Consider the following 11,570-nt stretch of genomic DNA (forward strand, 5'->3'; position numbering starts at 1 on the left):
GGGCGGCCGTCTTGTGGCACACCGCGGGCTCAGTCGAGCCGCTGCCGCCAGAGCCGGGCCTGCCGCCAGGTTGCGCCGCCGTCAGCGGTCGTCATCAGCGGGTGGTACAGCACGCAGTCGCTCTTGCCGCTCGCGCAGCGCCCGTACGTCGCCAGTGCCCACCCGGTGCGCCCGTCGGCGGCGAAGGTGACGGCATGCGCCCCGTCGGCCAGGCCGGGGGGACGCAGATCCGGAGCGGCGGAGGCTCCCGCGACGGTCGCCCGGCGCGGCGCGAGACGGTAGGCGTGTCCGCCCGCCGTGTCGACCACGAGCGGAGCCGCACCCGCCGAGGCCACCGGCACCCTGACCCCGGGGCCGGTCCTGCCGTGCACCGCCACCCGGTTCGTCTCGCGCCACGTGCGGCCCTTGTCGGCCGTCGTGAGCAGCGCGACCTCCGTACGGTCGTCCGCGGTGACCACGGTGACCGGGACGACGCCGCCGACCGGCGGTGCCACCGTCATGCCGCCGGCGATGTCGCCGAGCCGCAGGTCCGCCCGGCTCCAGTGCCGGCCGAGGTCCGGCGAGCTGTGGAGCTCGTCGTCGGCGACGCCGCCGGCCAGCCAGGTGCGGCCGCCCGGGTCCACCGCGACCTCCCCGGCCACCGGAGCCGACCGGGCCGCCCAGGAAGCACCGCCGTCCGTGGTGGCGAACAGCGTCGCCGCCGAGGACATGGCACTGCTGGAGGTCTTCGCCAGGATCACGCCGTGCGACGCGTCGCCGAACGCGATCCGCATCCGGCCGTAGGCCACGGGGGGTGCCGCGGCGTCGCGCGCCGTTCCGGTCTGCCACGTGCGGCCCCCGTCGCTGGTGCGGGCGATGGTGATGGTGTCGCCCGAGGCCGCCGTCACGTACCCGTTCGACGCGTCCCTGAAGACGGCGGCACGGGCGCTGCTCGCCGGGACCGGGGCCTTGGCGTCGGTGAAGGTGGCACCCGAGTCCCGGCTGATCAGGAGCCGGTCGGCGGTGAGCACCCAGCCGAAGCCGGGTGTGACGAGCGCGGCGTCGATGGGGGGCGCGCCGTCATCGGACGCCGGGGCGGGCGCGCTGCCCGTCGCCCGCACCGAGCCGCACCCGGTGATCGCCAGTGCCGAACCGAGGCCTATGAGGGCGAGGGAGGCGAGCCTGCCGGTCCGCCGCCGTTCGGTGTGCTCGATGTCTCGCTTCATCGTCTGCCGCCCGCCCTTCACTCGCAGCCCTGGGGGCTGGTGAGCGCGTCCGGACCCGGATAGACGGGCCCGTTGGAGCAGTCACTGTCGATGTTCATCGTCACGCCGTTCCACGTCTCGTTGTGATCGCCCTGGTACTGCTTGTGCCGCTGCCGCCCGGTCCAGTAGCCGCTGGAAACGCAGGCCATGTTGCGGACGCTCTTGATGCCGTCCCAGTCGGCGCCGTCGATGAAGTCCGGTACGTTGGCGATCGTCGCGTACTGGCTGAGCCCCGACGCGCAGGCCGAACCGTAGACGCCCGCCTTCTGCGCCGGCGCGACGTGCATCTGGTAAACCCAGCCGTTGATGAACGACTTCGCCGCGTTCATGCAGCTCGAATTGGTGGTGTCGAAGTTCTCGAGGTCGTAGATGGCCGGGGCGTTGGCGGTGTTCCAGCCGAGCGACACCATCTTGTTGTAGACCGCCAAGGCCTCATTCCTGCCCTGGGTGTAGGCGGTGGAGGTGTTGGAGCTGAACCGGCTGCCATAACCGGTGCACGGGGCCTGCGGACCGACCCACAGCGGCAGGAACTGATAGCCCATCGCGCGCAACTGGCCGACCTCGGCATTGGTCCATCTCTTGCAGCCCGTGCCATATGCCGAGCCCCCGATGTAGATGCCCATGTTCCAGTACGGGGTGTTGTTCCAGAACGCCTGCGCCTTCGCGATCGAGGCGGCACAGGCGTCCCAGCCCATGTGGATGCTGTTTCCGAACGAGGCCTGGGCGGGTGGTGCGGCGGGCAGTGGTGCGACGGAGATCAGTCCGGCGAGCAGGGCCGCCTGAGCGGCGAGCCATGCCCTGGGGCGGAATGAGCGGGGTCTGAGGCGCATTCGACTACCTCCACGCGTCTATCAGGGATTCGCTACGTCCAAGATCAGACGGGCAACTCGCGATCAGGCAATGACCAGTGCGCCTGAGAGCGAGGCGGTAACGGCTCAGTATGGAACCTGGCGGTTGCGGGACAGTTGCGGCGCGGTTTCGGCGATCCAGAAGCGCTTTCAAAGCATGCGAGCGGCGCTCGATATGGCCGAACATTCGGCGGGCGGCGCCGATCGCACTGTCACACGCACCCGATGCCATTCCGGCCATGACCGGATTCCATGACCCGCTTTTCCGGCCGCCATGACCCGGTTTTCCAATCTCCATGTCACAGTTCTCTGGTTTCCATGGCCGAGTTCTGTGGGCCGCACGCGCGACAGGTATGTACAGGGGCGACACAACGCGTGATCATGGGGTGGCAGACCCGACCCCAGGTGGTTCGCGAGCGAGGAACGTGGCGATGGAGTTTCGCGTTCTCGGAACGTTGCAAGTGAGCCGTGACGGGACTCCCGTCGTGCTCGGCGCGGCCATGTTGCGGCGATTGCTGGCGACCCTGTTGTGCAGGCCGGGACGGCACGTACCTGCCGATGGCCTGATCCGTGCGCTGTGGGAGGGGACCCCGCCCGAGAGCGCGCGCAAGACGCTCCAGGTCTACGTGCACCGGCTTCGGCAGGCGCTCGACGAGAACGGCCGGATCGTCCATGAGGCGGGCGGCTACGCCGCCGTCGTCTCCTCGGCCGAACTGGACGCGCTGAGGTTCACCGAGCTGGTGGCCGCGGGCCGCGCCGCGCGGGGCCGCGGGCAGCCCGAGACGGCGAGGACGCGGCTCGAGCAGGCGCTCGCGCTGTGGCAGGGAGCCGCCTATGCCGACATCGAGGGAGTCCAGCTCGTCGCGGACGAGGTTCGCCGGCTCGACGAGGAGCGGCTGTTCGCCCATGAGGAGCTGGCCGCCGCGAATCTCACTTTGGGCCGCCACGCCGAAATGGTGCCCGGCCTGGCCGAGACGGCGAATCTCCATCCGTATCGGGAACGGCTCGTCGCCTACCTCATGATCGCGCTCTGCGGCGCCGGCCGGCAGGTCGACGCGCTGGAGATCTACCAGCGAACGAGGGCCACCCTGCGCGACGAGCTCGGAGTGGAACCGGGTCAGCTGCTCACCCGGGTGCACCAGGCCGTCCTCAAGGACGGCGAGGCGGCGTCGGCCGTCGGTGAGCTCCTCGGCCCGACCGGGCACGGCGGCGGCGCCGAGCAGATCTCCATCGGTCGCGCGCCGTCCGGCCGTGCCGGGAACGTGCCAGAACCGCGGCCGCGGCCGCCGGGCGAGGGCCCGGCGCGCCAGATCGCCGACGTCGGGGGCACGGGGCCTCCCGACCGGGCGGCCATCGCCCCGTGTCATCTCCCGCCGGACATCATCGATTTCACCGGCCGTGACCGGCAGGTCGCCTCGCTCTGCGGTCTGCTCTCCGACGCCGGAGCGTCGACCGCGACGGTGGTGGCGACCGTCGCCGGGCAGGCGGGCGTCGGAAAGACGACGCTGGCGGTGCATGTCGCCCATCGCCTGCGCGAGACGTTCACCGACGGGCAGTTGTACGTCGATCTGCACGGCACCGAGGCGCGCCCGGCCGACACCCGCGAGGTGCTCGGGCGCTTCCTCATGGCCCTGGGAGTGGCCGGCCCGGAACTGCCGGAGGGCCTGGAGGAGCGGGCCGGACTGTTCCGCGCCATGCTCGCCGACCGCCGGGTGCTGGTGGTGCTGGACAACGCCGCCGACGAACGGCAGGTGCGGCCGCTGCTCCCCGGCGGGCGGGGCTGCGCCGTCCTGGTCACCGGCCGGCGCAAGCTGGCCGGGCTCAGCGCCCACGCCATGCGTCTGGACGTGCTCGACCCGCGCACGGCTCGGGAGCTGCTCGCGCGCATCGCCGGGCCCGACCGGGTGGTGGCCGAGCCCGCCGCCGCGGCCGAGATCGTGGACCTGTGCGCCCACCTGCCGCTGGCGGTGCGGATCGCCGCGGCGAGACTCACCACGAGGGAGCACTGGAGCCTTGAGCACCTCGCCGATCGGCTCCGGCATGAGCGGCAGCGTCTCGACGAGCTCGCGGTGGGAGATCTGTCGGTACGAGCCGGTCTGGCCATGAGCTACGGCGCCCTCGGCGCCGACGCCAAGCGGGCGTTCAGGTTGCTCAGCCTGCTCGACGCCCCCGACTTCGCCGTCTGGACCGCCGCCGCCGTCCTCGACGTCACCGCCGGAGAGGCCGAGGTCCACGTCAATGAACTCGTCGACAACGAGCTGCTGGGGCCTGCCAGGGGCGATGGCCCTCAGCGGTACCGCTATCGTCTGCACGACCTGGTCCGGCTCTACGCACGTGAATGTGCCGAGACGGTCGAGACGCCCGACCAGCGGATCCAGGCGATCACACGTGCGCTGGGCGCCTGGCTGGCGATGGCCGAAGCGGCGGACGCGGAACTCACCGAGCGCGTCGCCTCGGGTCTGCGCGGCGTGGCGCCCCGGTGGCACCGGGCTCCGCTGCCGGCGAGCACCTCGGAGACGGACGCGCTGGCGTGGTTCGACGGCGAACGCCTGGCGCTCAGGGCGAGCGTTTCGCAGGCCTGTGAGGCCGGCCTCGACGAGCTCGCGTGGGAGCTGGCCGACCGGGCGATGAACTACTACGCCCATCGAGGTCTCTACGGAGACTGGACGTACACACACGGGCTCGCGCTGCGAGCGTGCACGCGCGCCCGCAATCGCTGGGGCGAGGCGGTCATGGCGCGCGACCTCGCGTTCCTGCGCATGACCGGGGTACCGGTGCCCGGACACTCACCGGACCACAGCGCGGCGTCGCTCTCGACGTTCCAGGAGTCGGGGGAACGGCACGGCACGGTCGACATGCTGACGCTCGGGGCGTTCGCGGTCAGGCACCATGGAGATCTGGACCGCACGCTCGCTCTGATGAACGAGGCCATGCCCGTCGCGGAGCTCATCGGCTATGAGCTCGGCCAGTGCCGGCTGTGGTACCTGCGGGCCGTCATCCACCGTGAACGAGGACGGCATGAGGAGGCCGCCGAGTGCGCCGGGCGCTCGCTGGGCATGGCCGCCCGGGCGGGCACTCCGCACGACCAGGTGCTGGCGCTGTGGGAGCTGGCGGGCGCCTGCCGCGACCGCGAGTCCTTCCGGGTCACCGGCCGCCGACTGCGCGATCTGCTGAAGATCTGTCGCCACCGCAAGCAACGCCTGCTCGAGGCCTACCTGCTGCTGTCCCTCACCGAACTACGGCTCCGGTTCGAGGAGGCGAGCCCGGCGGAGCCGATCGAGTGGGCGCTCGCGGTGTTCGAGGAGCATTCCGTCACCTTCGGCCAGGCGGTGGGGCTTCGGCTGCTGGGCGAGTCGCGGCTGCTCGACGGCGGACCCGGGCGCGCCATCCCCTGCCTCACCGAGGCCGTCCGGATCGCTCGCGGCCTCAGCAACGCCCACGAACTGGCCATCGCACTCAAGGCCCTCGGCCGAGCCCACCGCGCGGCCGGCAACGACACGGCCGCCCGCCATTCGTGGCGGGAGGCGGAGCGGCTGTTCACCCGGATCGCGAACGAGGCCGAGGCCGCAGAGGTGGCGGAACTCCGGGGGCGGACGCACGCGCTGAAATGAGAACCCATCGAAGGTGGTGGTTCACTCACGCCGACGTGGGTCAACCCGGCGACGTGCTCGGCTCGGCGGTCGGGGCGAGATAGGCGCCGATCCAGCGGTCCAGTTCGGCGAAGGTCTTCTTGCGCGCCGGCTCGGCCGACAGCACGAGGTCGTGCAGGCCGTCCGTGATCCGGACCAGCGTGACGTGGTCGCCGAGCCGGGTCGACCAGCGGGCGATCTGCTCCACGTCGAGCACCGCGTCCGCGCGGGTCAGCGCGTCCATGCCCGGCTTGGGCTTGACGCTGCGGGTCGAGCACATGACCAGGACGGGCACGTCGATGCCGATCCCCTTGTGCACGCGCAGCTGGCCACGGCGCACGGCGGCCAGCCAGGCGGCCCGCACCGGGAATCCCTCGATCGGCTTCCAGGCCAGGTCGAAGTCCCATTCGCCGTCGTGGTCCCGGTGGATGCTGCGCGGATAGAGCTCCGACACCGAGGCCGGAAGCCTGGTGTGCGGGCGGGGCCGGGCCAGGGTGCGAGCCAGCCCCGCGCCGACCCGGCGCACGACGGCCGGGGCGTTGATGTCGAGGAAGGGGCTGTTCAGGAAGAGCCCGTCGATCAGGCCGCGGCCCTTGACCCGATCGGCCCACAGGGCCGTGATCAGGCCGCCGGTCGAGTGCCCGTTCATCAGCAGGACGTCATGATCCTCGCGAATGATCCGGACGGCCTCGTCGACCTCGGTGAAGTAGTCCGAGAGGCTGTGGATCATGTTGGGGGTCTGATGCTCCAGCAGCGACCGCCCGTACTTCCTCAGGTCCAGCGCGTAGAAGTCGTACCCCCGTGCGACGTAGAAGTCGGCGAGGTGGGTCTGGAAGAAGTAGTCGACGAACCCGTGGACATAGAGGACGGCACGGCGGCTCGGCTCGGGGGCACGGCGTCGTACGAGCGTGGCGACGACCTCGCCCTCGGCGTCCCGTCCGAGCGGCAGCCGGAAGGCCTCATAGCCCGGACCGAGCACGTCCTGCGTCGCATCCATGATCACTCCTCTGGCCGATAACCGTGCCCAGCGTACGGTCTCCTGATCCGCGAAGTACCTTGATCGAGGGCGCTGCGCGCTGGAAGCGTAGGCCCGTACCAGCCTGGTCGACCCCCTGGAGTGAGATGGCCGCGCACCTACGCCCCGGCGACCCTGAGCGGCTCGGGCGCTATCGCGTCGTCGGCCGCCTCGGCCGAGGCGGCATGGGCACCGTCTTCCTTGCGGAGGACGAGACGGGACGCCGGGTCGCCATCAAGGTCATCAACACCGAGCTGGCCGACGACGAGGGCTTTCGCGCGAGGTTCCGGCACGAGGTGACCGCCGCCCGCAGGGTCCGCAGGTTCTCCACGGCCGCCGTGCTCGACGCCCGGCTGGACGGCGATCCCCTCTACGTGGTCACCGAGTATGTCGACGGCCCCACGCTCGCCCGGGCGGTGCGCGAGAACGGGCCTCTGCGCGGGGGCGACCTCGACGGGCTCGCAGTCGGCATCGCCACCGCGCTCGGCTCCATCCATGCCGCCGGGATCGTCCATCGCGACCTGAAGCCGTCCAACGTGATGCTCTCCCCCACGGGGCCTCGGGTCATCGACTTCGGCATCGCCCGCGCGCTCGACGCCGCCAGCGGACCGACCCGCAGCAGTGAGTTCGTCGGAACGCCCGCCTACCTCGCCCCCGAGCTGATGAGCGGTGGGGAGGTCACCGCCGCCGCGGACGTGTTCTCGTGGGGCTGCGTGGTGGTCTACGCGGGCACGGGGCGGGCGCCGTTCCGCGGCGGCACGGTCGCCGAGGTGATGAACCGGGTCGTCAACGACCCACCGGTGCTCGACGGGCTCGACGCCGAGCTGCGCGAGCTGGTCGCCGCCGCGCTGGACAAGGACCCGAACGCCCGCCCGACGACGCGGGAGCTCCTCGCCGGGCTGACCGGCCGCGCGCACCACGATCCGGCCGTCGCCGCCGAGACCGCGGCGTACACCGTGAGCGCGCCCTTCCCCGATGAGGCGGAGGAGCCGGCCGTGCCCGCCGTCGCCGCGACCACGCGCCCGGACGCGTTGCCGCCGGCGGAAGACGCGGTACGGTCACGGCGGCACTGGCGCGACCGGCGGGTCCTCGGCGTCGGCCTCGGCGCGTGCGGGGTCATCGTGGCCGGGGCCGTCATCGCCACGCTCCTGTCGCCGGGCGGCGACCGCGACGGCGGGCGCGAGGGACCGCGGCCGCCGGCCCCCGTCGAGACGTACGTGGCGGCCGACGACTTCAGCGAGCCGCGATCCGGTTGGGAGGACCCCGCCCGCTACCGGGACGGCGCGTACGTCATGGAGCTGCGCGGCTCGGACACCGAGGTGACCGCGGACGCCCCGAGCCCCAACCGGACCCTGCCCGCACGCGCGCGCGTCGACGTCCGTGTGAGGCTCACCGGTGCGGCAGGGGCGGAGGCGGGCGTCTTCTGCCGCTCGGCCGGAGGCTCCTCAGGCGAGTACCAGCTGGTCGTGCGTGCCGACGGCACCGCGCGGATCCTCAAGGACGTTCTCGGCGACGTGCGTTCGCTGGCGGCCGGTGAGTACGTGTCCGGACGCGACGGCCGCGAACTGCTGCAGGCGACATGTGTCCACGAGGACGGCGCGCAGCGGCTGTCGCTGTGGGTGAACGGCCGTCTGGCCGTCCAGGCCACCGACACCGACCGGCCCTTCACCCCGCTCGCGACCGGTCTCGTCGCCCTCCGCCGCGAGGGCGCCCCGGAGGCGTCCCTCTCCTTCGACGACTTCACGGCCTACCGTGTCTGAGCGCGTCCGAGCGCTGAGCGCCGCCGCCGGCTACTCGCCGGCTTCGAGGTCACCCTCGAGCTCCAGGTAGGTCCGGCGGAGCCGGTTCAGGGTCTCGGCGTCCGGCTCTGCCCAGAGCTTGCGCTCGGCGGCCTCGAGCAGGCGTTCGGTGATGCCGCGCAGGGCCCACGGGTTGGACCTGTCCATGAACTCGCGGGTCTCGGGGTCGAAGACGTACTCCTCCGCGAGCTTCTCGTACATCCAGTCGTCCACGACCCCGGCCGTCGCGTCGTACCCGAACAGGTAGTCGACGGTGGCGGCCAGTTCGAACGCGCCCTTGTACCCGTGCCGGCGCATCGCGGAGATCCAGCGCGGGTTGACCACGCGGGCGCGGAAGACCCGGTGGGTCTCCTCGGACAGCGTCCGGGTCCGCACCTGGTCGGGCAGCGCCGAGTCGCCGACATAGGCGGCGGGGTCGCTGCCGGTCAGCGCGCGCACCATCGCCACCATGCCGCCGTGGTATTGGAAGTAGTCGTCGGAGTCGACGATGTCGTGCTCGCGGGTGTCCTGGTTCTTGGCCGCGACGGCGATGCGCCGGAACGACGCCTCCATGTCGCCGCGCGCCTCGCGCCCGTCGAGCCCGCGGCCGTAGGCGTAACCGCCCCACACCGCGTACACCTCGGCGAGGTCCCGGTCGTCGCGCCAGTTTCCCGCGTCGATCAGCGGCAGCAGCCCGGCGCCGTACGCGCCCGGCTTGGAGCCGAAGATCCGCGTGGTGGCCCGGCGCCAGTCGCCGTGCCCCGCGTGGTCCTCCAGAGCGTGGCCGCGCAGGTAGTTGCGGTCGGCCGGCTCGTCCAGCTCGGCGACGGCCGCGATGGCGTCGTCGATGAGGGCGATGACGTGCGGGAAGGCGTCACGGAAGAAGCCGGAGATGCGTACGGTCACGTCGATGCGCGGGCGGCCGAGTTCGTCGAGTGGCACGATCTCGAAGCCGGTGACCCGGCGGGAGGCGTCGTCCCAGACCGGGCGGCAGCCGATGAGCGCGAGCACCTCGGCGATGTCGTCGCCCTGGGTCCGCATCGCCGAGGTTCCCCACACGGTGAGGCCCACACCGGACGGGTACTCGCCCGTGTCGTCGAGGTGCCGCCGGATCAGCGAGTCGGCCAGCGCGACGCCGACGTCCCAGGCGTTGCGGGACGGGATCGCCTTGGGGTCGACCGAGTAGAAGTTGCGCCCGGTCGGCAGCACATTGACCAGTCCGCGGGTGGGCGAGCCGGACGGGCCGGCGGGCACGTGGCCGCCGTCGAGCGCGTGCAGCACCGCGTCGATCTCGCCGGCCGTCGCCGCGAGCCTGGGTACGACCTCGGTGGCCGCGAACGACAGGACCGCCGTGACCGCGGGCAGGTCGCGGCCGGTCACCTCGGCGCAGACGACGGCCGCCTTCGAGACGTCCCAGCGCAGCGTGTCCATGCCGACGACGAGCTTGCGGGCCAACGCCTCGAGCAGGTCGACCACATCCGAGGCGGTGCGGGCCGGTCCCTCCACGATTTCCGACAGCAGCCGCACCCCGGCACCGGTGTGATCGGTCAGTACTTCACCGGGATTCGCGAGAAGGTCTCGCTCGTTCAGGCCGAACGACTCCGCGAGCGCGGCGCGCAGGCCGGGCAGGGCACCGGTGACGCCGCCCCACACCTGGGCGGCCCGCAGCACGGCGAGCACCAGGTCGACCAGGGGCTCGCCGTCCGGCGCCATGCCGAGAATGTGCAGGCCGTCGCGGATCTGCACGTCCTTGATCTCACAGAGGTAGCCGTCGACGTGCAGGATGAAGTCGTCGAACTCGGCCTCCCCTGGCTGCTCGGCCACGTGCAGGTCCTGGTGGAGCTGCGCCGCCTGCACCAGGGTCCAGATCTGCGCCCGTACGGCCGGCAGTTTCGCGGGGTCGAGCGCCTGCACGGTGGCGTACTCGTCGAGCAGTTGTTCCAGCTTGGCGAGGTCGCCGTAGGTGTCGGCACGGGCCATCGGCGGCACCAGATGGTCGACCACGGTGGCGTGGCCGCGCCGCTTGGCCTGGGTCCCCTCACCGGGGTCGTTGACGATGAACGGATAGATCAGCGGCAGATCGCCGAGCACCGCGTCGGGCGCGCAGCCGGCGCCCAGCCCGAGCCCCTTGCCGGGCAGCCACTCCAGCGTGCCGTGCTTGCCGAGATGGACGACCGCGTCCGCGCCGAAGTCCTCCTCCAGCCACCGGTAGGCCGCCAGGTAGTGGTGCGAGGGCGGCAGGTCCGGGTCGTGATAGATCGCGACCGGGTTCTCCCCGAAACCGCGGGGCGGCTGGATCATCAGCACGACGTTGCCGAACCGCAGCGACGCGAGCACGATGTCGCCGTCGTCGACGTAGAGCTCGCCCGGCGGCTCGCCCCAGTGCTCCCGGATGCCCTCGCGCAGCGACTCGGGCAGTGCCGCGAACCACCGCTCGTAGTCCTCCCGCGGCACGCGTGCCGGCGCCCGCCGGAGCTGTTCCTCGGTGAGCCACTCGACGTCGTGCCCGCCCGCCGCGATCAGTGCGTGGATCAGTTTGTCACCGGCCGGCTCGTCACCGCCGGCATAGAGCTCGTGCGGCGGCTCGTCCCCGAGGTCGTAGCCCGCGTCGGCCATGGCCTGGAACAGCCGTACGGCCGAGGCCGGGGTGTCGAGCCCGACCGCGTTGCCCACCCTCGCGTGCTTGGTGGGGTAGGACGACAGGACGACCGCGACCTTCTTCTCCGCGTTGGGCACGTGCCTCAGCCGGGCGTGGCGCACCGCGATGCCCGCCACCCGAGCGGCCCGCTCCGGGTCGGCCGCGTAGACCGGGACGCCGTCCGGGCCCTCCTGCTTGAAGGAGAACGGCACCGACACCAGCCGGCCGTCGAACTCCGGGATGGCGACCTGCATGGCCGCGTCCATCGGGGTCAGCGCGGCGTCCGAGGACTCCCACGCCTCGCGTGAGGAGGTGAGGCACAAGCCCTGCACCACCGGGACGTCGAGCCGCGCGAGCGCGCCCGCGTCCCAGGCCTCCTCGTCTCCGCCGGCCGACGCGTCGGCGGCCACCACCCCGC

Annotated in this window: 6 protein-coding genes; 2 read left to right on the forward strand and 4 right to left on the reverse strand. The window is 72.0% G+C overall.

Translation table 11 applies throughout. The features are described from left to right. Positions 1 to 29 precede the first annotated feature (29 nt). Both HKK72_RS29735 and HKK72_RS29740 read right to left on the reverse strand, forming a co-directional pair. Positions 30 to 1,205, reverse strand: a complete 1,176-nt coding sequence (locus HKK72_RS29735) for a WD40/YVTN/BNR-like repeat-containing protein (RefSeq protein ID WP_187237758.1) — start codon at positions 1,203 to 1,205, stop codon at positions 30 to 32. Between the two features lie 17 nt (positions 1,206 to 1,222). Further along, on the reverse strand, positions 1,223 to 2,074 hold the full coding sequence (locus tag HKK72_RS29740; RefSeq protein WP_187237759.1) for a glycoside hydrolase domain-containing protein: 852 nt from the start codon (positions 2,072 to 2,074) through the stop codon (positions 1,223 to 1,225). 449 nt (positions 2,075 to 2,523) lie between these two features. Between HKK72_RS29740 and HKK72_RS29745 the strand changes: the two genes are divergently transcribed. After that, positions 2,524 to 5,703, forward strand: a complete 3,180-nt coding sequence (locus HKK72_RS29745) for an AfsR/SARP family transcriptional regulator (protein WP_187237760.1) — start codon at positions 2,524 to 2,526, stop codon at positions 5,701 to 5,703. A gap of 40 nt (positions 5,704 to 5,743) precedes the next feature. On the opposite strand, the gene HKK72_RS29750 is transcribed toward HKK72_RS29745, so the two are convergent. After that, the gene (locus HKK72_RS29750; RefSeq protein ID WP_187237761.1) at positions 5,744 to 6,718 is read right to left on the reverse strand and encodes an alpha/beta hydrolase; all 975 of its coding nucleotides are present in this window, start codon (positions 6,716 to 6,718) and stop codon (positions 5,744 to 5,746) included. 125 nt (positions 6,719 to 6,843) lie between these two features. On the opposite strand from HKK72_RS29750, the gene HKK72_RS42445 reads away from it, so the two are divergent. Then, the gene (locus tag HKK72_RS42445) at positions 6,844 to 8,496 is read left to right on the forward strand and encodes a serine/threonine-protein kinase (RefSeq protein ID WP_222721301.1); all 1,653 of its coding nucleotides are present in this window, start codon (positions 6,844 to 6,846) and stop codon (positions 8,494 to 8,496) included. A 30-nt stretch (positions 8,497 to 8,526) separates the two neighbouring features. Here HKK72_RS42445 and cobN read toward each other — a convergent pair. After that, positions 8,527 to 11,570, reverse strand: a 3,044-nt coding sequence (gene cobN / locus HKK72_RS29760; protein WP_187237762.1) for a cobaltochelatase subunit CobN, incomplete at its 5' end; no start/stop codon positions are given.

Origin of the sequence: Actinomadura sp. HBU206391 (genome assembly GCF_014323665.1) — a bacterium.
Taxonomy (GTDB): Bacteria; Actinomycetota; Actinomycetes; order Streptosporangiales; family Streptosporangiaceae; genus Actinomadura_C.

Coding starts and splice junctions, on each gene's coding strand:
- HKK72_RS29735 (WP_187237758.1), bottom strand. CDS start 1,205: ATGAAGCGAGACATCGAGCACACCGAACGGCGGCGGACCGGCAGGCTC.
- HKK72_RS29750 (WP_187237761.1), bottom strand. CDS start 6,718: ATGGATGCGACGCAGGACGTGCTCGGTCCGGGCTATGAGGCCTTCCGG.
- HKK72_RS29745 (WP_187237760.1), top strand. CDS start 2,524: ATGGAGTTTCGCGTTCTCGGAACGTTGCAAGTGAGCCGTGACGGGACT.
- HKK72_RS42445 (WP_222721301.1), top strand. CDS start 6,844: ATGGCCGCGCACCTACGCCCCGGCGACCCTGAGCGGCTCGGGCGCTAT.
- HKK72_RS29740 (WP_187237759.1), bottom strand. CDS start 2,074: ATGCGCCTCAGACCCCGCTCATTCCGCCCCAGGGCATGGCTCGCCGCT.